This window comes from Vibrio sp. MEBiC08052 (genome assembly GCF_001506075.1).
Taxonomy (GTDB): Bacteria; Pseudomonadota; Gammaproteobacteria; order Enterobacterales; family Vibrionaceae; genus Vibrio.
Genome location: NZ_KQ947475.1, coordinates 511,840 through 537,084 on the forward strand (window position 1 = coordinate 511,840; position 25,245 = coordinate 537,084).

Sequence of the window (25,245 nt, forward strand, 5' to 3'; positions counted from 1 at the left end):
CAGATGGCGGAGCAACGTATGGGGCACAACACGATGAGTTACTTTCTTGGGATTGATTCCGGAGGCACGGTGCTGAAAGCGGGTCTGTTTGATTGTCACGGTCGTCAGATTGCGTTGTATCGGGAAAATACCCAAGTGATTCGTGAGAAACAGGGGTGGATTGAACGGGATCTGTCGCTGTACTGGCAAGAAACCTGCCGGGCGATTCAAGGGGTAATCAAGCAGAGTGGCATCCGTGCGGAGCAGATTCGGGGCTTGAGTATTTCTGCGCAGGGAAAAGGACTCTATTTGCTGGATAAAGATGGCAAAGCACTGCGTCATGGCATTCTGTCGTCCGATTCCCGGGCGATTGATATTGTCAGGCAGTGGCAGCAAGACGGTATTCCTGAGGCGATCTATCCGCTGACCCGGCAGACATTATGGACCGGACATCCCGTTTCGATTCTGCGTTGGGTGAAAATGCACGAGCCTCATCTCTACGCACAGATTGGCACGGTGTTCATGTCTCACGACTATTTGCGTTACTGCCTGACCGGAGAGATCCGGGCAGAAGTCACCAACATGTCGGAAAGTAACTTCTATCATGCCAGCCAGCAACAGTACGATCCGGCACTCTTGTCTCTCTTCGGCATCGAAGAGGTGTTCGGGGCATTGCCGAAGCTGATTTATCCTGCGGAATGCTCCGGTATGGTGAACGAAGCGGCGGCTCAGGCGACCGGATTAATGGTCGGTACGCCGGTTTACGGCGGTTTATTCGATGTAGTCTCGACAGCGATCTGTTCCGGTATTCATGCTGATCAGCCGATGTTGAATGCGGTGATGGGGACTTGGTCGGTCACCTCCGGGATCACGACCACACTGGAAACCCATACCGATGAGCCGTTTGTTTACGGACATTATGCGATGCCCGGGGCTTATATCGTCCATGAAGCCAGCCCGACATCAGCAAGTAATTATGAATGGTTCGCGCCTTATCTGGGGGGCGAACAGATCGATCATCAGGAGAATGAGCGTTTAGTCAGCTCGCTGAATCCACTCGCCAGTGATGTATTGTTTGTGCCGTTTCTCTATGGATCTAACGCCGGACTGGGGCTGAAAGGATCATTCTATGGATTGCAGGCCTATCACAGCAAAGCCCATCTTATCCAAGCGATCTGGCTGGGCATTGTGTGTTGTCATCATGTTCATCTGCAAAAAATGTTACGCCGTTTCCCTGAGACCCGGGTATTACGCGTAACCGGCGGCACGACACAATCACCGACCTGGATGCAGATGCTGGCGGACTTAACCGGATTACGTCTTGAAATCCCTGCGGTTGAGGAAACCGGTGCACTAGGGGCGGCACTCGTCTCAATGGTTGGCAGCGGGACTTATCCGGATCTCACTACTGCCTTGGCTGCATCTGATATCCCGATAGAAACGGTTCTTCCTAATCCTGATTTATATGCCAGCTATCAAAGCCGGTTTGAACGTTATCAGCGTTATGTCGAAGCACTGAAAAATTTTGAGGAAATGGTATGAACCAGACACAACCTTATTTGCAAATTGCACTGGATTCGACGGACCTGAGCACCGCATTGAATGATGCTCGCCATGTGGCGGATATGGTGGATGTGATTGAAGTCGGGACGGTTCTGGCTTTCTCGGAAGGCATGCATGCGGTTAAGACCATGCGGCAACAGTATCCTCAGCATATTTTGGTGTGTGACATGAAGCTGCTTGATGCGGGAGAAACGTTAGCGGAGATGGCATTTGCCAACGGTGCCAACTGGGTGACCGTCGGTGCTGCCGCCCATATTGAAACCATCCGCTCGGCACAGCGGGTTGCGCAGCAATTTGATGGTGAAATTCAGATTGAACTGTTCGGACACTGGACTATTGAGGACGCGAAACTCTGGGTAGAAAGTGGCGTGACACAGGCGATTTATCACCGCTCCCGGGATGCGCAGGCTGCCGGTGTGGGGTGGGGTGAGCATGATTTGGTGCAAATGGAACAATTATCCGAGGTCGGGCTTGAACTCTCGATTACCGGTGGTATTGTTCCGGAAGATATTCATTTGTTTAAGAATATCCGTGCAAAATCGTTCATCGCTGGACGCGCACTGGCAAATCACGATGGCAAAACCATAGCCCGTGAGTTTCGCAAACAGATCAACCATTACTGGTAAGGTTTCTTTATGAGTGAGCAGGTCAAATCACTGGTGAAGTCTATGGCTGTGCTGGAATTTCTGAGCCACCACCCCGATGGGGTCGCGTTGCATGAAATTGCGCAGCAGACGGGCATCAATAAAACCTCGGCTTATCGTATGCTCGGTACCTTTGAGGCGTTGGGTTATGTCGCCCAGCATTCAGCTTCAAAGAACTATCGGTTAACCCTGAAGCTACTGCATATCGGTCATTCGGCTCTGAGTTCTGACGTCTTGGCGACGACCCGGCCGAAGTTAAATGAACTGGTGAAAGACCTGAATGAAACGATCAATTTTATTTCCCGTGAGGGGGATAAGATCGTGTTTCGCGACAAGCTGGAACCTCAGCATTCACCGTTCAGAACCCGTACGTTTGTCGGCATGTATTCCGAAATGTATTGCACCGCTGCGGGAAAAGTTTTTCTGGCGTTTTCAACCCAGGAAGATCAGGAGAATTATTGGCGGCGCAATGTCGGACTGATTCAGAAGCTGACCGACAATACCATTATCGACAAAACCCATTTTCTCAATGAGCTGAAGAAGATCAGAGCACAAGGGTATGCAATTGATAATGAAGAAAATGAAGCCGGGATTTCTTGTACCGCCGTGCCGATTTTTGACCGCTCAGGTTCACCGGCTTATGCCGTCAGCCTCTCAACCCTGACTCCCCGGTTAAGAAATTTCGGACCGGATAACCTTGCGAAGAAAATCAAACAAACGACAGAAAAGATAGAACAAGAACTGTTTAAGCAGTGATTGAAAAGGATACCAGCGATGAACAACCATACCCTCAAATCTCGTATCGGCTTATATGAAAAGGCGATGCCGGCAACGCTGTCCTGGGAAGAGCGTCTCAGAGAAGCGAAATCTCTCGGCTTTGATTTTGTCGAAATTTCTGTCGATGAAACCGATGAACGACAACAACGATTGGACTGGGGAGATGATGATATTGATCGGCTTCGCCAGCTCTGTTTTCAGTACGACATACCTTTACAGAGTATGTGTCTGAGTGCGCACCGCAAGTTTCCGTTCGGATCTGAACATCCGCAGGTGCGTGAAAAAGCCCGTGAAATTATGGAAAAAGCCATCAAACTGGCGTATCGATTGGGGATCCGGACGATTCAATTGGCCGGATACGATGTCTATTATGAATCTCAATCGGTAGAGACCCATCAGCGTTTTATTGACGGCATGCGTTGGGCGGCGAAGCTGGCTGAGCAGGCGGGCGTGATGTTGGCAGTCGAAATAATGGATACGCCCTATCTCAATTCGTTGTCTAAGTTTGAAGTTTTGAAGCGGGAAGTCCCGTCCCCTTATTTTATGGCTTATCCCGATGTCGGTAATATTACCGGCTGGAATCACGATGTATGTACCGAGCTGAAACTGGCTCGCGATCATCTGGTGCAGATTCATCTCAAAGATACGCTGAAAGTGAAACATGGTTTCCCCGGCAAGTTTCGTGACTTGGTGATTGGTGAAGGGGAAGTCGATTTCCCGGCCATTTTTGCGGCACTCAAAGAGATTCACTACGGTGCTCCGTTCGTGATCGAAATGTGGGCCCATGATGAGCACTGGCGAGACAATATTATCACTGCCAAACAGCGTTTAACGGAGATGGCGCAGAGCGTCGGGTTTGCGCTATAGGCGGTTTTCTATTCGTTACTCTTCCCGATTGAATCGCTGATAGGGCGCGTGTCAACGCGCCCTATTTTTCATCTCAACGTCATCATGACATTCAATCGTGACACCCGGCAGCAACCGGATTGATCTCGAATGTGATCTAATTCACTGAAATATCAAAAACAAACGGCATCCCTATCAAATCCCGATCTTGCTCACTTTTTAAACATGGAAAACGCTATATCGTAATTTGGAATTTTAAATAATATTATTCCACAATATGGAATATTTGGCGTGATTGATCGTGAGCTGATATCCCGCGAAACAGTCATATCATCATGAGGTATCTATGGAAGTGCTCAACAATCCACAAGGAAGCCTGCTCTCGATTGATCGGTTAACCAAGCGATTCTTTAATTTTGTTGCCTTGGAGTCTGCTTCTTTCCATGTTCACCCCGGGCGTTGTGTGGCGCTACTCGGAGAAAACGGTGCTGGAAAGTCGACTTTGATTAAAACACTGGCCGGTATTCATAAAAAAACCTCCGGTGAGATTCGCTTTCAAGGGGAATTGATTGAAGATGCAGCCCATTTGGCGTCAGCCGATAAAGTACCGATTGCTTTTATTCATCAAGATCTTGGTTTGATCGAATGGATGACGGTTGCAGAGAACATCGGTTTAACGCTGGGGTTCCCGAAACGCTGGGGCATGATCAACTGGAAAGCCGCAGAGGAAAAAGCGCAGCAAGTGCTGGATTTAGTCGGGTTAGATGTGAAATCGTCTGAGCGTATTTTTAACTTAAGTGCGGCAGAAAAATCATTACTGGCCATCGCAAGAGCCTTGGTCGCTGATGCGGAGGTTTTGATCTTAGATGAACCGACGGCTTCTCTCGTTGCCAGTGATGTCGGCCGGATGTTTCAGGTTTTGAAACGTCTGAAAGCGCAGGGGGTGGGGATGATCTATGTCTCTCACCGGCTGGATGAAATACATGATATTTGCGATGACGTTGTCGTTTTACGGGATGGCCGCTTAGTGGGCTCCGGACTGGTCAGTGACTACACCATTGATGATCTGGTCACGTTGATTGTCGGTTCGCAAAAAGAGATGAATTATCGTACTCCGCTCCGACCGGAGCAGGATGATATTTTGCAAGTGCGAAATCTGCAACTCGGTGATTTGGAACCGTTCAATATGACTTTACGTCATGGGGAGCTGGTTGCTTTGGTTGGTCTGCGCAATGCCGGGCAGGAAGCGATTGGGCAGGCGCTGTTTGGTTGTCTCAATATCAAATCCGGTGAGGTGTTGATTCGGGGGAAGCAAGCCGATATCAGTTCACCGGCTAACAGTATTCGTAGTGGATTTGCCATGGTGGCCGCTGATCGAGTCAAAGAGAGTATCTGTGGCACCATGAGCGCACTGGAAAACCTCAACTTAAATCCGACCATTCGTGGTGCGGGTAATCTGACATTCCTGTCAAAGCAGCAAGAGTACCGCAACACGCTTGAAGCAATGAAACAATATGACGTTCGCCCGATGGATCCTGATATTGCGATCAGTTCGATGAGTGGCGGCAATCAGCAAAAAGTGATTCTGGCGCGTTGGTTCAATCTGAATAAACCGATTGTCATTTTGGATAATCCCACGGCTGGCGTTGATATTGGTGCTCGCTCTGAAATCTATCGGATCATGCGCGAGTCCATTCGTCAGGGGTTGTCTGTGATTGTTATTTCCAGTGATTTTGAAGAGGTGGTGAATATTTCGAATCGTGCCTTGGTATTTAACCGGGGAAAAGTGGTGAAAGAGCTGACGGAGCAGCAAGTGACGGTGGCTAATTTATTGAAGTATGCATCAGGTTCAAAAGTAGGAGAGGGCGAACATGGCGACGTCTAATATTAAATCGACCGCATTAGAGACGGATGTGACCCTCTCTTTGGGGATTGGGAATTTCATCACTCAGATCGCAATGCGTTATGGATTATTGCTATTGACGATATTTTTAATCCTTTTGTTTAGTCTGACCACCGACACCTTCTTTTCCATGCTGACGTTACAGGCGATTTTGAGTGAAAAGAGCGTTGTTGCCATTCTGGCTTTAGCGGCGATGGTGACCATGATCACCGGCAAAATGAACCTGAACGTCGGGTTCGGCGTAACATTCTGGCATGTCTTTGTGATTACGTTACAGCAACGGTATGGATTCTCCTGGGAAGCTGCGGCATTGATTGTCGTGCTGTGTGGATGTCTCTATGGTGCATTTAACGGCATGTTGGTGGCATTGGCCGATATTGATTCTTTTGTGGCAACGTTAGGTACCGGGACAGTGATCTATGCCGTATCACTATGGCACACCGGTGGCCGTCAGATTGTGGGGGTATTGCCGGAGAGTTTCTATCAGTTCAGCGGTTATGAAATGGCAGGTATTCCGATCATCGTTTTTTACCTACTCGCGATTACGCTGTTGCTTTGGCTAGTGACTGAATATACCGCTTTGGGACGCAAACTTTATGCAGTCGGAGCCAATCCGAATACCGCGACCTTAAATGGCATCAACACGACTTCCTGTTACATCGGGGCTTATGTGGTCTCGGATGGGTTGATCGCTTTTGCCAGTGTTTTATTGGCCTCTCATATCGGGATCGGCTCTTCTTCCGTGGGGCAAGACTACATGTTACCGGCTTTGGTCGGGGCATTTCTAGGCTCAACCACCTTTCGTGCCGGGCGGGTTAACGTCTGGGGCACCCTGATCGGTGTTTCTCTGGTCAGTGTCGGGATCTCCGGTCTCCAGCAATGGGGCACTCCATTCTTTGTCGAGCCGCTCTTCAATGGCGCGATTCTGTTAATTTCCATCACTTTGGCTGGCTTTAGCCAAAAACGTAAACAAACCGCAACCAAAAATAATGTGAAGGTGAAATAATGAAAAGACGATTCAAACTACTAGCCATAGTGATCGGTACTGCATTAACTCTACCAGTGCTTGCTGATGAGGCATCTGATTATGTTGAGATGGCAAAACAGGTTGTCCAACAGGCATCAACCGACAGTGCTTCTGCTTTTTCACTGCCGAAAGGACCGGCGGCAGTCAAAGATAAGACCGTTATTTTTATCGCTTCAGATCTGAAAAACAGCGGTGTTTTAGGCGTAATGAAAGGCTATCAGGAAGCAGCTAAAGTTATAGGCTGGCAGGTGCGAGTGCTGGATGGGGCCGGCAGTGTGCCATCACAGTCTTCCGCCTTGAAGCAAGCGATTGCATTGCAGCCGGATGGTATTGTTATTGGCGGATTCACCCCTAATACGATGATTCCGACCTTGCGTCAGGCACACAAGCTGGGGATTCGGATTGTCAGTTGGCATGCGACACCTGAGCCCGGACCGATTCAGCAACTTTATATTGAAGATAACATCACCAGTTCGGCTGATGATGTGGCTAAAGTATCCGCCATGTACGCGATTGCCAAATCCGATGGTCATGCGAATGTCGTGATTCTGACCGATGGTTTGTACAGTATCGCGGTCCGCAAAGCCGATGTGATGAAATCTTATATTGAAAAATGTACCGGATGCTCGGTGCTGAGTTATGAAGATACGCCACTGGCGAATACATCCGCCCGGATTCCGCCACTCACGTTCTCATTAGTTCAGAAATATGGTGATAAATACAACTATACCCTTGCAATCAATGACCTCTATTTTGACTACATGGCTCCGGCGCTTCGTTCGCTGTCCGGTAAGAAAAAAGGTGAAGGCCCGTATAATATCTCTGCCGGAGATGGCAGTGAGTCCGCATTTGAGCGCATTCGTAATGGTGATTTTCAGGTCGCAACGGTCGCCGAACCGTTAAATCTGCATGGATGGCAGTTAATCGATGAACTGAACCGACTGTTCCATGATCAGCCCATCAGCGGTTATGTGACTCCCGCGCACTTAGTCACGGCAGAGAATATTCATCAAGCTGGCGGGGATCGCAATTTATATGATCCGGAAAATGGTTATCGGGATTATTACAAAGCGTCTTGGCAAATCAACTGAGCGAGGTGAATATGTCGTTTGAACAGGCCTTGTTGTCGCCACTGCGTCAAGTCAGTGGCGGGCATATTTGGTGTGAGGGGGCTGCATGGTTGCAGCACTCCGGTCAGCTGCTGTTTTCGGATGTAAAGAAGAATGCGCTCTATCTTTATCATCCCGACTCTCACGAGACGGAACTCGTCACGGATTACTCACATTTTGCCAATGGCAACTACTCACTGGCCAACGGAGATGTAGTGACATGCGAACACGGGCGACGCTGTCTGTCGCTCCGACCTAAAGATAATCTGGCACTCGCCAAAATTCTGGTTGATAAGTATGATGGCAAACGGCTCAACTCACCGAATGATGTGGTTGAGCGTCGTTCGGATGGGACGATTTGGTTTACGGACCCGCCATACGGCATCATCAGTGATGTTGAGGGATATAAATCGGAAAGTCAGATGATTGGATGTTATATCTACTGTTATGACCCGGATGATCAGTCATTGACGATTGCATCGACTGATATCCAGCGGCCAAATGGTCTGGTTTTTTCTCCCGATGAGAAAACCTTGTACGTGGCGGACATGTCGATTGTTGATTTTCCGACGCAGGGATTAAAACACTTGAAAGCCTTTGATGTACATGGAAAAGTGTTATCTCAAGGACGTTTGGTTTATCAAGTGGAACATGGCATCCCCGATGGGATGACCATGGACCGTTTCGGGACGCTCTATTGCAGTTCGTCTGAAGGGGTTTTAGTGCTGAATCGTGAGATGGTGCTGGTGGGATGTATTCCTGTACCGGAGACGGTTTCCAACTGTACGCTGAATCATGATGAAAGTACGCTCTATATCACGGCATCGACTTCGGTTTATGCTATCGATCTCAACTGTCAGGAATTGGCAGAATTATAAGGAATTACTATGCTCGCTTGTCATTTTCATGCCTCGGATTATCGGGCTTTGTTACCTGCGCTATTTGTTCGGGCGATTGATTATGTTGTTTCACAAGATTTGAATGCGCTTGAATCCGGTCGGCATACTATTCCCGGGATCGAGCAGGACGATGCTTTCTTTATGATCCTCGATTATCAAACGACGGCAGAGAGCCCGGTTGGCCCTGAATTTCATCACAAATATTGTGATGTTCAGTTTATTATTCAGGGAGAAGAGCAGTTTGGCTGGGCTGAGTTGACTGATACCCAACACCAGCAGTTATCGCAGGAGTATCATTATGATTCGCAACGCGATATCTGTTTTTTTGATCCGCAACTCGTAACTCTCTCTTATCAGACCATGTCGCATGATCAATTTTATCTGTTTCCACCGAGAACCGCCCATATGCCGAATCTCTCGGTCACCAAGACATCACAGGTTCGTAAAGTGGTGATTAAGCTGAAGTATCCGGCTTGATTCAGAGCTTCGGGGCACCATTTTTATATCGAACGCATGGTTTTGAGAAAATACACTATCTATTGATACGCAACACGGTATTTTATCGTCATTGGAAATTGAAGTGTGGCGGAAGCTGCAAACACTATTGAGTCACTATGCAATCAGTACATAAAACCTTTGAAGTTCTGGAAACTGTTGCTGCCGCCTCGGATGGAATGAGCCTTGATGCTTTGTGCAAGGTGATACAGTATCCGAAAACAACGGTACACAGAATCTGTAAATGCCTGTGTCAGTGTGGTTATCTCCGTCAGGCAGACAGTGGCAAATACTGTCTGACGACCAAGATGATTACCTTAGGTTATTCAGTGATCCATCATGATGCGTTTATCGCGGAAGCCGCACCCTATATGGCGGAGCTTGCTGAACGTACCGGGTTTACGGTCAATTTACAGCGGCGTGATTTTGATAAAGTTATTCTGTTGAAAAAAGAAGAACCGAAAAACTCACTCTTTCATACCAATGCGCATGCCGGATTGGCTTCATCGCTGCTGCATTCCGCTTGCGGTAAAGTGGTTTTATCTTATTTCTCTCATGATGAGCAGCAGAAATATTGGCAGAGTCACTGCCATGATCTGGCGAGTTTTCGCCATTTCGGTCAGGCGGAAATCCAGTCGGAGCATGATTTTTACCGGGAACTGGTACAGATCAAACAGCAAGGATTTGCGGTTGACGGGGAAGGGAATGAATCAGGGATTACCTGTATTGCCGTGCCGCTGGAAACCGATCAGGTTGCCAATTATGCGATCAGTGTCTCGGGACTGACGCCTGAAATCCATCGATTTGGTCAGGCACAATTACTGGCGCGGCTGCGAGAAGTGGTTGAGGCTCTGGGAGGAAAAATACGTTAATCTGCAGCATATCAAGCAAAGTGGTGATACCGAAGACAGCCGTTTGAGCTTGCTGTCTTCGGTCGGGATGACGCGCGAGATTAGTTATCGCTCTCGTTGTTCTCTGTTTCGCTGATATTTTTGCTTGCTTCTTTGCCTTCCCGGGTCAGATCGACAACCTGATTATCAATCAGGCGAACTTTGCCCATAAAGGCTGACATCAGAATAACGGCCTGTTTGCTGGTTTCTGTCACCGACAGAAGGGTACGGGCATCGCGAATAAAGATTTCGTCCGGCTCCAGATCAGCGGCTCTGAGCTGATCAATGGCATCTTCAACAATGGAATCGAAATCAGTCCGTCCCCCTCGAATGGCACTACTAATCCAGCGCATGGTTCTGGCTAACACCGGAGCTCGCTGACGTTCATCCAGCGTCAGCAGATTATTGCGTGAACTCATCGCCAAACCGTCGGCTTCCCGGATCGTCGGGACACCGACTATCTCAATATCAAAGCAGAGATCAATCACCATCTGACGGATCAGTGCCAGTTGTTGGTAATCTTTTTCACCAAAACAGGCAATATCAGGTTGTACGATATGGAATAGTTTGGTCACGATGGTTGAGACACCACGAAAATGACCGGGGCGCGAATGACCTTCCAATATATGAGAAAGCCCGGGTACTTCGACAAATGTCTGCTTATCCAATCCTTCCGGATACATGATATCGGCCGAAGGTGTGAAGACCAGTGCGACACCCTCTTGAGTCAACTTGGCCAAGTCTTCATCCAACGTCCGCGGGTAGTTGGTCAGGTCTTCCGCTTTATCAAATTGCATTGGATTGACGAAAATACTGACAATGACAACATCGGCCAGTGCTTTGGCTTTACGTACCAGCGTTAAATGACCTTCATGCAGATTCCCCATGGTCGGGACAAAACCAATGGTATGGCCATCACGCTTGTACTGTTTAACCTGCGCTTTGAGCGCTGAGATATCAGTGTAAGTCTGCATGAATTGCTCCTTCCGACAAGGGTGCTTTAGGCAATATTTGGCCTAGTAATACTGTATTAGGCAATGGTGTGTTCTTCATCAGGAAAAATACCATGTTCCACATCTTCCATGTATTTGGCGACCGCTTGATGGATATCGCCAGTCTCCGCTAAAAAGTTTTTTGAGAACTTAGGCATGTAGTTGGCCGAAATTCCAAGCATATCGTGCATGACCAGTACCTGACCATCGGTATCAGCACCGGCACCGATACCGATCACCGGAATATCGAGCGCTTGGGTAATCCGGGCTGCCAGCTTGCTGGGGACGCACTCCAGTAACACGATTTGTGCACCGGCATTTTGCAATGCCTGTGCATCATGTAACATCTGTTCGGCTTGCTGTTCTTCTCGTCCTTGTATTTTATAGCCACCGAAAATGTTCACCGATTGTGGTGTCAGGCCTAAATGTGCACAAACCGGGACTGCACGTTCAGTCAGCATCTTCACCGTTTCCACCAGCCAGTGACCACCTTCAATTTTGACCATGTTTGCACCGGCCTGCATGAGCTTGGCAGCATTTTCACATGCTTGGCGTGGGGTGGCATAGCTCATAAATGGCATATCAGCCATTAAGAGTGAATTAGGGCTGCCGGCTCTGACGCACCGCGTGTGGTAGGCCATTTCTTCAATTGTTACGGGCAGTGTATCTGTCCGGCCTTGCAGAACCATTCCCAGAGAGTCACCGACCAGTAACACTGGCATATTCTGACTCTCGAAAAGTTGCGCGAAGCTGGCATCGTAGGCGGTTACGGACGCAAATTTACGACCTTCCTGCTTCCAGCGCATCAAATTGTTAATCGTAATTTTTTTCATCGGTCATCATCCTTAAGAGACGTCGGCAGTTGAGTGCCAAATCGTGAGTCCATTTTGATCAACTTGTTGGAGGAGTTGATTCAGCTCAGTCCCATCCGGGAGAATTAAGTGAGGTGCGATTTCAGCAAGTGGGTATAGCACGAATTCTCGTTCTTTCATGCCATAGTGAGGAATTACCAGTCGCTCTGAATTGATCACCATATGACCATATAAGAGAATATCGAGATCCAACGTTCTCGGGCCCCAACGTTGCTCTTTTCGCACCCGTCCCTGATTCAGTTCAATCGCTTGTGTATGATCTAATAATTCAAGTGGTTTTAAATGCGTTTTGATCTCAACGACAGCATTGATATAGTCCGGCTGATCCGTCGGTCCCATGGGTGTACTGCTATACAGTTGAGAAGCTTGAATCAATTCCGATTCAGGCAGATGTTGTAATGCCTGAATCGCTTGCCGAGCCTGTTGGTCCGGTTGTGCCATATTACTTCCGATCGCAATATAAACTGTGATCATGACACATCCTGTTTATTTTTCTTCTGTCCTGTTTGGCGTTGGCGCGCTTTTGCTTTTTTGGAATTGACTCGGCCGATGTCATTAACCATCGCCTGACGCATATTCTTTCCGGCATTTTGGAATGTTTCCCACCACAGGGCGAGTTCTCGCGTTTCACCCTCTTCGACGATACCTCTCATCGCTAAGAAGTCGAAACCGGCACGGAATTTATTGATATCCAGTAAACGGAAAGCCCGTTTACCATGACGGCGCGAGAAACGCAGTTGCAACTGCCAGATATCACGGATGGTGGCGGTATGGCGTCTTGGAATGGCGACTGTTTTGACCAATTGATCCAATATTTTGTTACCTGCCTCCATCACGGCATCGTAATAACAGAGGTTTTTGGATTCCATAAATGTTTCGGCCAAATGAATCATCGGATACCAGAGAATTGCAGCAAACATAAATGCCGGATTGATTCTTTTCCCTTCCTCGATTCTCTGGTCGGTCGAATCGAGTGCCAGATCAAGCATCTTTTCCGTCGGGGAGCTGTGATCTTCGGTAAAATAGGCTGAGATCATCGGGAACAGTTGCTGGAACAAGTTGTACTGCCGCATCTGATGGTATGTTTCCAGACCATATCCGGTTTGCAGCATTTTCAGCGACTCTTCATAGAGTCGTGCAGACGGAATGTCCTGTAACAACGGTGCCAGTTCTTCGATAGGCGCAGCCGTCTCTTCTTCGATATCGAAATCAAGTTTGACTGCAAAGCGAACCGCTCTCAACATCCGTACCGGATCTTCACGGTAACGGGTTTGCGGATCGCCAATCAGCCGGATCAGTCGGTCTTCAATATCTTCAATACCACCGGCGTAATCATGGATCGTGTAATCCGCGATATTGTAGTACATGGCATTGACGGTGAAATCACGCCGTTCGGCATCTTCGTCGATGGTGCCGTAGACGTTGTCTCGGAGCAGCATTCCTGCTTCCGACTGACTCGATTTCTGATGGTCGTTTTCCTGATGATGGCCACGGAATGTGGCGACCTCGACAATTTCACGCCCGAACATTACATGGGCGAGGCGGAAACGTCGGCCGATCAAACGGCAGTTGCGAAAAAGCTTACGAACCTGTTCAGGAGTCGCATTGGTTGTAATGTCGAAATCTTTCGGGGATTCCCCCAGCAAAAGATCACGGACACCGCCACCGACAAGATAGGCGTCATAGCCTGAACTTTGCAGTCGGTACAGCACTTTAAGTGCACTCTCGCTGATTTGTTTGCGAGAAATTTTGTGCTCTTGTCGCGTGAGGATGTTTAGCGTCAAATCCGGATAAACGCGATGAGCTTGTTCTGTAATATCGTTTTTATTCATGAGCATCAGACAAGGATAAGAATCTCTCCTTGTTGTCTTTGTTGACAGAATGTCTTTGTGGGTCAGTTTGCGGCTAATCATAGCCTATTGGACTCAATTTGAGAATCATCGTGTGATTTCAAGCGCCTCTGGGAGTTGATGAATATGCCAGTTTTGGCAGCCCCAAGCAACAATTTCTGACAGTTCTGCAGTCTCGATATCGACTGGTAGCTGAAAGCCGAGAAATTTCATGGCTTGAATCAGGGTTGGCCGCGGGTTTTTCCGATCAATCGCTGGTGCATGATTCTGCTTCGAGAGCTTATGCCCGGTTTGATCAACAGCGAGCGGTAAATGAAGATAACTGACCGGTGGGTGACCCAGTTGTTGATACAGGCTGATCTGGCGTCCGGTCGGCTCAATCAAATCTGCACCACGGACAACCTGTGTGATGCCTTGGTCAATATCATCGAGTACTACCGCCAGATTATACGCAAACAGGCCATCCCGGCGTTTAATTGTGAAATCTTCTTGCGCCAATGCCAGCGGGATCTCCATTTTGCCATGTTTTTCATCGTAAAACTGAGTGATTGGCGTATCCACTCGTAAGCGGACGGCATAGCCGGGTTGTGGGGCAAGGTGTCGATGACGGCAGGCACCGTTGTAGTATCCCCCAGATGCTTTAATTTGTTTACGGGTACAACGACAATAGTATGCCTGACCCTGAGCGAGCCACTGCTCAATTTGCGCTTGATAAGCTTGATGACGACGACTCTGATACCAGACGGTTCGATCCCAGTGAAGACCGTAGGCTTCGAGGGTTTGCAGAATTAGGTCCGCTGCACCGGGCATTTCTCGTGGTGGATCGAGGTCTTCAATTCTGACCAACCATTCTCCGTTCATAGCACGTGCCTGAAAATAGCTGCCTAATGCTGCAATCAGGGATCCAAAATGCAACGGGCCGGAAGGAGATGGGGCAAAACGCCCGATATAATTACTCATGTTCATCGATTGTATTGAGATGATGTTGTATTGAAATGATACAGTGATTGACGCTTACCAAGTTTTGATATGGCCGTATTTTGAACCGGACGGCAATAACAAACAAGGGAGCAGTTGCTCCCTTGTTCGCATTTCATCGGATAATTGAACTCGCTTAACCTTGCATCTGTCTTTCTTTGATTTCTGCCAGCGTCTTACAGTCAATACATAAATCAGCAGTTGGACGTGCTTCAAGACGACGGATACCAATCTCAACACCACAAGATTCACAGAAACCGAAGTCCTCTTCTTCAATCTTGTTCAGTGTTTTTTCGATTTTCTTGATTAAACGACGCTCTCTATCCCTATTACGAAGCTCTAGGCTGAACTCTTCTTCCTGAGATGCGCGATCGACAGGATCCGGGAAATTCGCTGCTTCGTCCTGCATATGATGGACAGTCCGTTCAACTTCTTCTCGGAGTTGGTTACGCCAAGCTTGTAAAATCTTTGTAAAATGAGCGATCTGGCCCGGTGACATATATTCTTCACCCGGTTGTTCCTGATATGGCTCAACACCTGCGATGGCTAGGATGCCTAGCGATTTTTTTTTGGATTCTGTCATACAGCATCTCCTACTAACACCTAGTCAACTGCGAGAGCAGTCTACTTAAGGCGGGTATCTATACCAGAAAGAAAAGGGGGTGGCAAACACTCGTTGTAAACTTGTTATCAATGTGCAGACAATATCAATATTTTATCGATTCATTGATCCATTCTATCTTTGATACAAGTTTCATTTCATATTTGGAGAGTTCTGCTTTGTAACACAGGACTTCCACGCCTTCCTTTTGTGCTTCTTCCAACAAACGTGAATATGTTGCGTCTATATGGAGGGCGGCCGATACTTTTTCAATCCCTGAGTGTAATACAGCAAATAAAAGTATGGCTCGTTTTCCATTTCGAGCAACTTCAATCAGCTCTCGTAGGTGTTTTTGTCCCCGAGTCGTGACTGCATCCGGAAAGTATCCCTGACCGGATGATTTGGCATCTAGGGGAGAATACTCAAGTAAAGTGACACTTTTTACTTCGATATAGCAGTCCGGCCGGGAGGCGGCGCTGAGGAGAATATCGATCCGGCTGTTCTCCTGACCGTATTTCACTTCGGTACGTAAGGTGTCATACCCCTGAAGTTCTTCGATGACTCCGGATTGTATCGCTTCACAGGCCAGCGTATTGGCTCGAATCGTATTGACACAAATCCGGTGTCCGTGTGTCGTTTCCGTCAGTTCCCAGCTGCAAGGATACTTGCGTTTGGGGTTCTTCGAGTACGAAAACCAGACGGTGTCCCCGGGCGTTGCACAGCCGGTCATCGCACCAGTATTGGCACAGTGAATGGTGGTGATCGTGCCGTCGGGCAATTGAATATCGGCCAGAAAACGTTTGTAACGTTTCAGCAGGACCGCAGGACTTAACAGAGGAGCAAACTGCATTTATTCACGTTTTTTCGGTACAATAATTTCTTCATTTAATCATAAGGATGATGTTTTGTCACAGTCGTCAGCGTTATCTCAGTTACCGATAGAAGCCGTTCTGGCTGAATTACTGGCAGCGATTGCCGATTGTCCACAGGTGATTTTGAAAGCACCGCCCGGTGCCGGAAAATCCACCGGTTTGCCGCTTGCTTTGCTTCAGCAGGGAATGATTGCCGGCAAAATCATCATGTTGGAGCCACGCAGACTTGCTGCGCGGAATATTGCCAATTATCTGGCTTCGCAACTGGGAGAGTCGGTCGGAGAAACCATCGGTCTTCGGGTTCGGGGGACAACACAAGTGAGCCGTCAAACACGACTTGAGATCGTGACCGAAGGCGTGATGACCCGGATGCTGCAACACGATCCGGAACTGAAAGGGATTGATTTACTGATATTTGATGAGTTTCATGAGCGAAACTTAGATGCAGACATCTCACTGGCTCTGGCATTAGAAGTTCAAGAGGTATTACGAGATGATCTTAAACTATTGATCATGTCGGCCACACTGGATGGAGATGCTTTACGGAGCATTTTACCAGCGGCCGGTTATATTGAATCCACAGGGCGCAGCTATCCGGTTGAATTGCATTATAACAAGCCAGCGACCGGAGGCCGGCTGATTGAGGTCGCAGCGAAAGAAATCTCGTCTTTGCTTTCGCGTGAGCCCGGCTCCATGCTGGTCTTTTTGCCCGGGGCGGGTGAGATTCAACGCCTTGCCCAACAGCTTGACGGGCAATTGGGTGAGAATGTGTTGGTTTGTCCGCTGTATGGTCAACTATCTATTCAGCAGCAACAGCAGGCAATTGCGCCGGCACCGGCGGGAAAACGAAAAGTTGTGCTGGCGACCAATATTGCGGAAACCAGTCTGACGATCGAAGGGATTCGCATGGTGGTCGATTGCGGGCTTGAACGGCTTGCCCAATGGGATCCGAAAACGGGAATCAGCCGACTTGAGTCTGTGCGCATTTCGCGCGCCTCGGCTGAGCAGCGCGCCGGACGAGCCGGTCGACTGGAAGCCGGTATCTGCCTGCGTCTTTATAGCGAGGAAATGCTGTCCCGACAGCCCGCGGCACAACAGCCGGAGATCTTACGGGCTGATCTCACGTCACTTGCGATGGAGCTTGCACAGTGGGGATGTCGCTCACCTGCGGATTTACACTGGTTAGACTGCCCGCCGGAGTCGGCTCTGCAGCAAGCGAATGCGTTATTAACCCGGCTTGGCGCGATGGATGAACAGGGACGACTGACGGAAATGGGAAGTGCGATTGCGCTGCTTGGTGTTGCGCCACGTCACGGGGCAATGCTATGGCGTGGCAAACAACATGGTGCACCGGTTGCAGCTACGGCAGCAATGTTAGTCGCGTTGCTCGAAGAACCACCAAGAGGATACGATAACCCTGATTTGCATTTTCAACTGAATTTAGTCGAAAGTGCAACCTGGCCACGTCGTCAGGCTTACTTGAAGCGAGCGAAACAGCTGTTAGCAAAACTCGATTGTGCTTCTCAACCGCTCGAGGTCTCTCATGAATGGGTTGCACCGTTATTGGCGGCGGGATTTCCCGATCGCATTGCTCTGTCGCGTGGTCAGGCAAGCCGTTACCGGTTAGCCAATGGTCAGGGGGCGATGATGCTGCCAGATGAACCATTGGCGGATGAAGCTTTATTAGTGGTAGCTGACATTGTCAAAACGCAGCAGGGCGATAGTCGGATTTTTTCGGCGGTCCGTGCTGACCAAACCATGTTGCAACAGGTTCTGCCGCATTTATTCGAGTGGCGAGAGTGGCTCGATTGGGACGATCACAAAGGACGGTTGACCGCAGAAAAGCGCCTGTGCTGCGGGCAACTCATTCTAGCGCGCCAATCGCTGGGGGAACCCGACCCTGCGAGAGCCGCTGAAGCGTTACTCAATGCCGTGGTCCGTCAAGGGTTGTCGATTTTGCCATGGCATTCAAACGCTCAATCGTTGCTGACCCGGGCGCGGTGTGCGAGAGAGTGGTTACCCGAGTTAGGTGTGCCTGCAATGGATGATGAAACTCTGCTTGCTGAAGCGGAGCAATGGTTACTGCCTTATATGACAGGGATGAAAACATTGAAGGCGTTAGCGCAACTTGATTTAGTAGCAGCGCTTGAGGCACGTATCGGTTGGGAGGTGAAACAGCGCCTCGATCATGTGTTGCCCACGCATTATATTGTGCCGACGGGCTCTCGTTATCCAATCCGTTATCAACAGGGACAAGCGCCTGTGCTGGCGGTGAAATTACAGGAAATGTTCGGGGAGCAGTCCTCTCCCCGGATTGCTCAGGGTCAAATTGCGTTGGTGCTTGAATTGCTTTCACCGGCACTGAGGCCACTGCAAATTACCCGTGATTTGGCTGCTTTCTGGCAAGGTGCCTACCGTGAAGTGCAGAAAGAGATGAAAGGGCGATATCCGAAGCATCCGTGGCCGGATGATCCTGCCAATCATCAACCCACCAAAAAAGTAAAAAAACATCTGTAGCAGTTTCTTTGTGGGGATTGAGTTGTGGCGATTGAGTGGTTCAGAGAGCTCTGTTGGCTGATATGTTTAAGGTGCTTCAATTGATACCCATCGATGTCTGCCGTGTCTCTGGTGCATCGCTTCAATTGCGTGGTGAGTGTCAATGATGTCAGTAAACATGTCGTGGCTGTTAATATTGTGTCAAACCAAGTGGTTCAAATTGACATTAAACCATAGGCTTAGTACACAAGATGAACGATCTCCGGCCATGTTCATGCACCAAGACATCAGGTAACATAGCTGCGAACCGGTGACATCGCAGCGAAAGTTGCCAATCATTCAGAGCAGAGATAGAAACGAAGCGATAATTAATTCAATGAGTAGTCAAAAAAACCAGCAGAAGAGACGACGTTCTGATCGTCGCGCATCCGAGACAAAACAAGCGCAGAACGCGAGTAACAAAACGGCCGCTAAACGCACCGGGTGGTTTAGTAAGTTGTGGCGCATCGGGTGGAAAGTCGGATTAACACTTGCCATTGTGATTGCGTTCTACGGGGTTTATCTGAATAACCTTGTCAGTCAGAAATTTGAGGGCCAACTTTTTGATCTCCCTACCGTTGTCTATGCCCGAATTTTATCGATGTCTCCCGGTGATGATATCAGTTTGGATGCGTTGCGGCATGAGCTGGATATATTGAATTATCGCAAAGTTGCCCGGCCGCGTTACGCCGGGGAGTATTCGGCATCTTCAACCAAAATTGAATTGATCCGCCGTCCGTTCGAGTTTGCCGACGGCCCGGAACCGGATCGACATGTGATGCTTTATTTTGATGATGATGGTTTGACCCGGATTCAGTCATTAGACAAACATCAGGATATCGGTTTCTTGCGTCTGGAGCCGAAGATGTTGGGGATGCTGGAGAAAAATATTACAGAGCAGCGTTTATTTTTACGTCGGGAGCAATTTCCGGAAGTGATGATTGACGCATTGCTGGCGACGGAAGACCGGAATTTTTATCAGCATGAAGGGGTTTCGCCTTTTGCCATCCTCAGGGCTTTGGTGGCTAACGTGCGTGCAGGACGGACGGTTCAGGGAGGCAGTACGCTGACTCAACAGTTGGCGAAGAATATCTTTCTCTCCAGCCAGAGAACCTTAGTGAGAAAGCTGCAAGAAGCTTATATGGCACTGATCATTGACTACCGTTTCAGTAAAGATCGCATTCTTGAAGCCTATCTGAATGAGGTGTATCTGGGGCAGAATGGTGCCGAAGAAGTGCACGGTTTTGGGCTCGCATCCCGTTTGTATTTCGGTCAGCCATTGCAAGAATTGAGAATTGATCAACTGGCTTTATTGGTTGGTATGGTGAAAGGGCCATCTTATTATAATCCGGTTCGTTATCCCGAGCGTGCTACAGAACGGCGCGACCTCGTCCTGAAACTGATGTTGCAACAAGATATTCTGACTGCAAGGCAGTATGCTCAGGCCGTGGAACGTCCGTTAGATATTCAAAAAAATCCACATATTGCCAGACGTCAGCCTGCTTATTTTCAGCAACTGGCGATTGAATTGAAAGATAAGGTAGGCGATCGGTTTAAATCTGACAAAGGGTTGAGAGTTTTTACCACACTGGATCCGGTCTCTCAGTCTGAGCTTGAAGATGCGGTGCAAAAGAAAGTGCCACAGTTAGGTAAAGGCTTGGAGGCTGCTGCAATTGCGGTGGATCGCCAGAGTGGTGAAATCCGGGCAATGGTCGGTGGGGTTCGGATCGGATTCGATGGCTTCAATCGTGTCCTCAATGGCCGGCGACAAATCGGGTCGCTGGTGAAACCGGCGATTTATCTGACGGCATTGAACGAGCCGGGTAAATATAATCTGGCGACGACACTGGATGATCAGCCGATGAGTTTGAAATCAGATCAGGGAGATATCTGGACCCCCCAGAATTATGATCATCAGTTCCGCGGTGAAGTCCCTCTGTATCTTGCTTTGGCAAAATCTATCAATATTCCAACGATTCAGTTGGGGATGTCTCTGGGGATTTCAAAGGTGAGCGATACGCTGGTTCATCTCGGTGTGGATGGACAAGAAATTCGTCCGGTACCTTCGATGTTTTTAGGATCGTTTTCACTCACCCCGATTGAGGTGGCACAAATGTATCAGACCCTCACCAACTCCGGCAGACGCTCCAAGTTATCTGCGTTACGTTCGGTGATCGATCTGGACGGCAATGTTCTGTACCAGTCGATTCCTAAAAGTACTCAGGCCGTCTCACAACAGGCTGCCTGGTTAACGACTTACGCGATGAAACGGGGTGTGATTGAAGGCACCGGCCGATATCTGCACAATCGTTTTTCCTGGGCCATGCTTGCCGGTAAAACCGGGACTACCAATGATTATCGGGACAGTTGGTTTGTCGGTGTCGATGGTCGCGAAGTGACCACAATCTGGGTTGGCCGGGATGACAATAAATCAACCGGGTTAACCGGTGCGAGTGGGGCTTTACGTGTGTATGCCAATTATCTGCAAAAACGCGTGCCGAAGGTGCTGCATTTACCGTGGCCGCAGGGCATTACCATGATTGGGTTTGATAAAGACCGTCGTGGTGCGCTCAACCTCGACTGTGATGATAAATTCAAACTCCCGGTATGGGATGCGGATCATACATGGAAACAGCGGTGTGAAGAAAATGATAAGCCTTTACGTTGGCTGAGAAAGATTTTCGAGTGGTAGCGTTTCCATAAGCGGAAAAGTGAAATAGATACAATCGTTTCATTTACTGCCCGGCAACGGCTGAAAAGACCATCAATCATCGGTCTTTTCAGCCGTGCTTTTTGAGTGGCGAGGTGTTTTTGAGACTGGCTTGAAACCACTGTGAAAAGTTTCGTCGGAAGTTGCAGCGTGGGTCAAAGAGTATACATTTCCATTTATGAGTAAGTTTGCTATTCTGCATCAACCGTTTGGCCTCCTCGGCTAAGATAATTTGAGTTTGTCTCTGCACGGAGTGCCAAGTTTCCAAGGACGTTCGTTCCTATAGCTATAATAAAGTGAATGAACCGCAATGAGAGGAAAAAATCGTGCTTGAAGCCTATCGTAAACACGTCGAAGAGCGTGCCGAAGAAGGAGTTGTCCCTAAACCTCTGGATGCTGAACAAGTTTCTGGTCTGGTTGAGTTATTAAAGTCTCCTCCGCAAGGAGAAGAAGCATTCATTCTTGATCTGCTTGAAAATCGTATTCCCCCTGGTGTTGATGAAGCTGCTTATGTCAAAGCTGGTTTTCTTGCCGCTGTTGCAAAAGGAGAAGTGACCTCTCCGCTGGTTGATCGAGTCAAAGCGGCTGAACTGCTAGGAACGATGCAAGGCGGATACAACATTGAACCCCTGGTCTCTTTTCTTGATGATGAAACGCTGGCTCCTACAGCAGCGAAAGCTTTATCTCATACGCTGTTGATGTTCGATGCTTTCTACGATGTCGAAGAAAAAGCCAAAGCAGGAAATGTCTATGCTCAACAGGTACTTCAATCTTGGGCTGATGCTGATTGGTTCTTGTCTAAACCAAGTATGCCTGACAAGGTAACCCTGACTGTATTTAAAGTGAGCGGAGAAACCAATACCGATGATTTGTCTCCGGCACCGGATGCTTGGTCTCGCCCTGATATTCCTGTTCATGCTTTAGCAATGCTCAAAAATGAGCGTGAAGGGATTGAACCTGACGAGGTCGGTAAAGTCGGCCCCGTCAAACAAATTGAAGCATTGAAAGAAAAAGGTTACCCACTGGCTTATGTCGGTGATGTCGTCGGGACTGGTTCTTCACGTAAATCAGCGACGAACTCAGTGCTATGGTTCATGGGCGAAGATATTCCTTATGTGCCGAACAAGCGTGCCGGTGGTTATGTCCTCGGTGGTAAAATTGCACCGATTTTCTTTAATACCATGGAAGATGCGGGCGCATTACCGATCGAGGTGGATGTCTCCAAACTCAATATGGGGGATGTGATTGATATCTACCCTTATGAAGGCAAAGTTTGTGAACATGATTCCGATAAAGTATTGGCTGAGTTCAAACTGAAAACTGGCGTGCTGATCGATGAAGTGCGTGCCGGTGGGCGGATTCCACTGATTATCGGTCGTGGTTTAACCGATAAAGCGCGTGAATCCCTTGGCCTTGAATCATCCGATGTTTTCCGTCGCCCGGCGCCGGTGAAAGACAGCGGCAAAGGCTTTACTCTGGCGCAGAAGATGGTTGGTAAAGCCTGCGGTGTTGAGGGCGTCCGTCCAGGCACTTACTGTGAGCCAAAAATGACGACCGTGGGATCGCAAGATACGACCGGTCCGATGACGCGTGATGAACTCAAAGATTTGGCGTGTCTCGGTTTCTCAGCTGACTTGGTGATGCAGTCATTCTGTCATACTTCCGCTTATCCTAAACCAGTTGATGTGAGTACACACCACACACTCCCTGATTTTATTATGAATCGCGGCGGTGTCTCTCTCCGTCCGGGCGATGGGATCATCCACTCATGGATTAACCGCATGTTGTTGCCGGATGCAGTCGGAACCGGTGGCGATTCACATACTCGTTTCCCTCTGGGTATCTCTTTCCCTGCGGGGTCTGGTTTGGTGGCATTTGCTGCTGCAACCGGTGTGATGCCATTGGATATGCCTGAATCGGTCTTGGTCCGTTTTAAAGGTAAGATGAAACCGGGAATTACCCTGCGTGATTTGGTGCATGCGATTCCTTACTTTGCGATTCAAGATGGTCTGCTCACGGTTGAGAAATCAGGCAAGATCAATGAATTCTCAGGCCGGATCCTCGAAATTGAAGGATTAGAGCATTTAACCGTTGAGCAAGCGTTTGAGTTGTCTGATGCTTCGGCTGAACGGAGTGCGGCGGGTTGTACGGTCAAATTGTCTCAAGCGTCGATTGAAGAATATTTGCAATCGAATATTGTGATGCTCAAATGGATGGTCTCCGAAGGCTATGGTGATGTCCGGACAATCGAGCGTCGTGTGCGTGCTATGCAAGAATGGCTGGATAAGCCGGAGCTGATGCGTGCTGATGACAATGCCGATTATGCGCATGTACTGGAAATTGATTTAGATGATATCAATGAGCCGATCTTGTGTGCGCCAAACGATCCGGATGACGCTCGTTTGCTGTCAGAAGTACAAGGTACACCGATTGATGAAGTCTTTATCGGTTCTTGTATGACCAATATCGGTCACTTCCGTGCTGCCGGTAAACTGCTGGATAATTACACCGGTCAGTTAGAAACTCGTTTATGGGTGGCACCGCCAACCAAGATGGACAAAGACCAATTGGTTGAAGAAGGCTACTACGGTATCTTTGGTCGTGCCGGGGTTCGGATTGAAACACCGGGATGTTCTCTGTGTATGGGTAACCAAGCCCGTGTCGCAGATAAATCAACGGTGATGTCTACTTCAACCCGTAACTTCCCGAACCGTTTGGGTGCCGGTGCGAATGTGTTCCTTGCTTCTGCGGAGCTGTCAGCCGTTGGTGCAATTTTGGGACGCATTCCGACCACGCAAGAGTACCTTGAGTATGCAGCGAAAATTGATGCGACTGCCGCGGATACGTATCGTTATCTGAACTTCCATAAGATGAATCAGTATACCGAAAAAGCAGACACCGTGATTTTCCAAGAGCCTGCATAGGTTCTGGTTCTGTTGAATTGAGATAAATCCCTCCGCTCGGAGGGATTTTTTTATCAGAAATGTGTCCCTTTGTGTCGCATTCCGTTGCCAGCCTGAACAAGTCGTTTTTTTAAAGAATCATACGGATGAAGCGATGCAGATGCCTGTATCTGATGTGACTTCCGTATATACTAAGCATCGGTTTGAATGTGTCTCGATGAATCCCGGTATTATGGAATTTGAATTTAGAAAAAATCTTTTATCAGGTGAGTATTACGCTGCATTTAATATGGAGCATGCAGTTATTTCCCGTTTTCTTGAAGATGAAATAGGCTCAGATCGCACAATGATTGAGCAGGTTTTACAATTGCTGCAATCCTCATATCAAGATGATTTCACTGAGCAAGCTTGGTTTGGCAGAGAAATATCACTGAAGATTCTGGAAGGCGAAGTGACGATTTTTGAAAATACCCTGACCCACTCGAATCATCATGATTTTGAAGACGAATTTGAGTTATATGAGAGTGAAAGTATTGCGACTTGCGGTCTCGATGATTTTGAATCGATGCTCATACAGTGGCAGCAATTCACGCAAAATTAATCTTCTTCAGCCAAACCCAATGGTTTTCTTCTCTCAAAACAAATGATTTTGCCTTGCACAACCGTGGTGAGGTTTTTCAAATGCGCCTTATTTTTGTGAAACGGTTGCACTTTGTTGGTGCGTTTGTGGTTCGCTTTTTCCCCTAATGTTAATTTTGTTGATTATAATCAATTAGTTAAAAAGTTGGCACGTACCTTGG

At 48.3% G+C, this 25,245-nt stretch carries 21 protein-coding genes; 14 read left to right on the forward strand and 7 right to left on the reverse strand.

Going from position 1 to position 25,245, the window contains the following annotated elements; genetic code table 11:
• The first annotated feature begins 33 nt into the window (after nt 1-33).
• The 10 genes from VRK_RS02385 (at nt 34) to VRK_RS02430 (ending at nt 10,114) form a co-directional block, all read left to right on the forward strand.
• Nucleotides 34-1,521: an FGGY-family carbohydrate kinase gene (locus tag VRK_RS02385; RefSeq protein ID WP_059122607.1), complete on the forward strand. Its 1,488-nt coding sequence runs from the start codon at nt 34-36 to the stop codon at nt 1,519-1,521.
• A complete protein-coding gene (locus VRK_RS02390) occupies nt 1,518-2,168 on the forward strand; it encodes a 3-keto-L-gulonate-6-phosphate decarboxylase UlaD (RefSeq protein WP_059119927.1) in 651 nt (216 codons plus the stop codon). The genes VRK_RS02385 and VRK_RS02390 overlap by 4 nt, the downstream gene beginning before the upstream one ends.
• A 9-nt stretch (nt 2,169-2,177) precedes the next feature.
• Nucleotides 2,178-2,942 carry an IclR family transcriptional regulator gene (locus VRK_RS02395; protein ID WP_059119928.1) on the forward strand — a complete coding sequence of 255 codons (765 nt, stop codon included), beginning with the start codon at nt 2,178-2,180 and terminating at the stop codon, nt 2,940-2,942.
• An 18-nt stretch (nt 2,943-2,960) separates the two neighbouring features.
• Nucleotides 2,961-3,830: an L-ribulose-5-phosphate 3-epimerase gene (locus VRK_RS02400; RefSeq protein WP_059119929.1), complete on the forward strand. Its 870-nt coding sequence runs from the start codon at nt 2,961-2,963 to the stop codon at nt 3,828-3,830.
• Nucleotides 3,831-4,155: 325 nt separating this feature from the next.
• Nucleotides 4,156-5,694 (forward strand): sugar ABC transporter ATP-binding protein, encoded by a 1,539-nt coding sequence (locus tag VRK_RS02405; protein ID WP_059119930.1) that lies wholly within the window; start codon nt 4,156-4,158, stop codon nt 5,692-5,694.
• Nucleotides 5,681-6,718: an ABC transporter permease gene (locus tag VRK_RS02410; protein WP_059119931.1), complete on the forward strand. Its 1,038-nt coding sequence runs from the start codon at nt 5,681-5,683 to the stop codon at nt 6,716-6,718. The genes VRK_RS02405 and VRK_RS02410 overlap by 14 nt, the downstream gene beginning before the upstream one ends.
• Nucleotides 6,718-7,830: a substrate-binding domain-containing protein gene (locus VRK_RS02415; protein ID WP_059119932.1), complete on the forward strand. Its 1,113-nt coding sequence runs from the start codon at nt 6,718-6,720 to the stop codon at nt 7,828-7,830. Before VRK_RS02410 ends, VRK_RS02415 begins: the two co-directional genes overlap by 1 nt.
• Nucleotides 7,831-7,841: 11 nt before the next feature.
• A complete protein-coding gene (locus tag VRK_RS02420; protein WP_059119933.1) occupies nt 7,842-8,726 on the forward strand; it encodes an SMP-30/gluconolactonase/LRE family protein in 885 nt (294 codons plus the stop codon).
• A gap of 9 nt (nt 8,727-8,735) precedes the next feature.
• Nucleotides 8,736-9,224 carry a NanQ anomerase/TabA/YiaL family protein gene (locus VRK_RS02425; protein ID WP_059119934.1) on the forward strand — a complete coding sequence of 163 codons (489 nt, stop codon included), beginning with the start codon at nt 8,736-8,738 and terminating at the stop codon, nt 9,222-9,224.
• Between the two features lie 137 nt (nt 9,225-9,361).
• Nucleotides 9,362-10,114, forward strand: a complete 753-nt coding sequence (locus VRK_RS02430) for an IclR family transcriptional regulator (protein ID WP_059119935.1) — start codon at nt 9,362-9,364, stop codon at nt 10,112-10,114.
• 80 nt (nt 10,115-10,194) lie between these two features.
• Here VRK_RS02430 and panC read toward each other — a convergent pair whose 3' ends face one another.
• The 7 genes from panC to sfsA form a co-directional block, all read right to left on the reverse strand.
• On the reverse strand, nt 10,195-11,106 hold the full coding sequence (gene panC / locus VRK_RS02435; RefSeq protein WP_059119936.1) for a pantoate--beta-alanine ligase: 912 nt from the start codon (nt 11,104-11,106) through the stop codon (nt 10,195-10,197).
• Nucleotides 11,107-11,162: 56 nt separating this feature from the next.
• Nucleotides 11,163-11,957: a 3-methyl-2-oxobutanoate hydroxymethyltransferase gene (panB, locus tag VRK_RS02440; protein ID WP_059119937.1), complete on the reverse strand. Its 795-nt coding sequence runs from the start codon at nt 11,955-11,957 to the stop codon at nt 11,163-11,165.
• 12 nt (nt 11,958-11,969) lie between these two features.
• Nucleotides 11,970-12,470 (reverse strand): 2-amino-4-hydroxy-6-hydroxymethyldihydropteridine diphosphokinase, encoded by a 501-nt coding sequence (gene folK, locus VRK_RS02445; RefSeq protein ID WP_059119938.1) that lies wholly within the window; start codon nt 12,468-12,470, stop codon nt 11,970-11,972.
• Nucleotides 12,467-13,834, reverse strand: a complete 1,368-nt coding sequence (pcnB, locus tag VRK_RS02450) for a polynucleotide adenylyltransferase PcnB (protein WP_059119939.1) — start codon at nt 13,832-13,834, stop codon at nt 12,467-12,469. Before pcnB ends, folK begins: the two co-directional genes overlap by 4 nt.
• Before the next feature lie 99 nt (nt 13,835-13,933).
• Entirely contained in the window at nt 13,934-14,806 is an 873-nt protein-coding gene (gene gluQRS, locus VRK_RS02455) for a tRNA glutamyl-Q(34) synthetase GluQRS (protein ID WP_059119940.1), read from the reverse strand.
• A 154-nt stretch (nt 14,807-14,960) separates the two neighbouring features.
• The gene (dksA, locus tag VRK_RS02460) at nt 14,961-15,407 is read right to left on the reverse strand and encodes an RNA polymerase-binding protein DksA (protein ID WP_059119941.1); all 447 of its coding nucleotides are present in this window, start codon (nt 15,405-15,407) and stop codon (nt 14,961-14,963) included.
• Nucleotides 15,408-15,531: 124 nt separating this feature from the next.
• Complete coding sequence (gene sfsA / locus VRK_RS02465; protein ID WP_059119942.1) at nt 15,532-16,275, reverse strand: DNA/RNA nuclease SfsA; 744 nt, start codon at nt 16,273-16,275, stop codon at nt 15,532-15,534.
• A gap of 55 nt (nt 16,276-16,330) precedes the next feature.
• Between sfsA and hrpB the strand changes: the two genes are divergently transcribed.
• The 4 genes from hrpB (at nt 16,331) to VRK_RS02485 (ending at nt 25,046) form a co-directional block, all read left to right on the forward strand.
• A complete protein-coding gene (gene hrpB, locus VRK_RS02470) occupies nt 16,331-18,814 on the forward strand; it encodes an ATP-dependent helicase HrpB (protein ID WP_059119943.1) in 2,484 nt (827 codons plus the stop codon).
• Nucleotides 18,815-19,169: 355 nt separating this feature from the next.
• Nucleotides 19,170-21,524, forward strand: a complete 2,355-nt coding sequence (mrcB, locus tag VRK_RS02475) for a penicillin-binding protein 1B (protein ID WP_059119944.1) — start codon at nt 19,170-19,172, stop codon at nt 21,522-21,524.
• Nucleotides 21,525-21,868: 344 nt separating this feature from the next.
• The gene (gene acnB, locus VRK_RS02480; RefSeq protein WP_059119945.1) at nt 21,869-24,466 is read left to right on the forward strand and encodes a bifunctional aconitate hydratase 2/2-methylisocitrate dehydratase; all 2,598 of its coding nucleotides are present in this window, start codon (nt 21,869-21,871) and stop codon (nt 24,464-24,466) included.
• Between the two features lie 133 nt (nt 24,467-24,599).
• Complete coding sequence (locus tag VRK_RS02485; RefSeq protein ID WP_231735723.1) at nt 24,600-25,046, forward strand: YacL family protein; 447 nt, start codon at nt 24,600-24,602, stop codon at nt 25,044-25,046.
• Nucleotides 25,047-25,245 lie beyond the last annotated feature (199 nt).

Excerpts from the sequence above, each read along its gene's own strand:
- VRK_RS02385 (WP_059122607.1), top strand. The coding sequence starts at position 34 with ATGAGTTACTTTCTTGGGATTGATTCCGGAGGCACGGTGCTGAAAGCG.
- VRK_RS02390 (WP_059119927.1), top strand. The coding sequence starts at position 1,518 with ATGAACCAGACACAACCTTATTTGCAAATTGCACTGGATTCGACGGAC.
- VRK_RS02395 (WP_059119928.1), top strand. The coding sequence starts at position 2,178 with ATGAGTGAGCAGGTCAAATCACTGGTGAAGTCTATGGCTGTGCTGGAA.
- VRK_RS02400 (WP_059119929.1), top strand. The coding sequence starts at position 2,961 with ATGAACAACCATACCCTCAAATCTCGTATCGGCTTATATGAAAAGGCG.
- VRK_RS02405 (WP_059119930.1), top strand. The coding sequence starts at position 4,156 with ATGGAAGTGCTCAACAATCCACAAGGAAGCCTGCTCTCGATTGATCGG.
- VRK_RS02410 (WP_059119931.1), top strand. The coding sequence starts at position 5,681 with ATGGCGACGTCTAATATTAAATCGACCGCATTAGAGACGGATGTGACC.
- VRK_RS02415 (WP_059119932.1), top strand. The coding sequence starts at position 6,718 with ATGAAAAGACGATTCAAACTACTAGCCATAGTGATCGGTACTGCATTA.
- VRK_RS02420 (WP_059119933.1), top strand. The coding sequence starts at position 7,842 with ATGTCGTTTGAACAGGCCTTGTTGTCGCCACTGCGTCAAGTCAGTGGC.
- VRK_RS02425 (WP_059119934.1), top strand. The coding sequence starts at position 8,736 with ATGCTCGCTTGTCATTTTCATGCCTCGGATTATCGGGCTTTGTTACCT.
- VRK_RS02430 (WP_059119935.1), top strand. The coding sequence starts at position 9,362 with ATGCAATCAGTACATAAAACCTTTGAAGTTCTGGAAACTGTTGCTGCC.
- panC (WP_059119936.1), bottom strand. The coding sequence starts at position 11,106 with ATGCAGACTTACACTGATATCTCAGCGCTCAAAGCGCAGGTTAAACAG.
- panB (WP_059119937.1), bottom strand. The coding sequence starts at position 11,957 with ATGAAAAAAATTACGATTAACAATTTGATGCGCTGGAAGCAGGAAGGT.
- folK (WP_059119938.1), bottom strand. The coding sequence starts at position 12,470 with ATGATCACAGTTTATATTGCGATCGGAAGTAATATGGCACAACCGGAC.
- pcnB (WP_059119939.1), bottom strand. The coding sequence starts at position 13,834 with ATGCTCATGAATAAAAACGATATTACAGAACAAGCTCATCGCGTTTAT.
- gluQRS (WP_059119940.1), bottom strand. The coding sequence starts at position 14,806 with ATGAGTAATTATATCGGGCGTTTTGCCCCATCTCCTTCCGGCCCGTTG.
- dksA (WP_059119941.1), bottom strand. The coding sequence starts at position 15,407 with ATGACAGAATCCAAAAAAAAATCGCTAGGCATCCTAGCCATCGCAGGT.
- sfsA (WP_059119942.1), bottom strand. The coding sequence starts at position 16,275 with ATGCAGTTTGCTCCTCTGTTAAGTCCTGCGGTCCTGCTGAAACGTTAC.
- mrcB (WP_059119944.1), top strand. The coding sequence starts at position 19,170 with ATGAGTAGTCAAAAAAACCAGCAGAAGAGACGACGTTCTGATCGTCGC.
- VRK_RS02485 (WP_231735723.1), top strand. The coding sequence starts at position 24,600 with ATGCAGATGCCTGTATCTGATGTGACTTCCGTATATACTAAGCATCGG.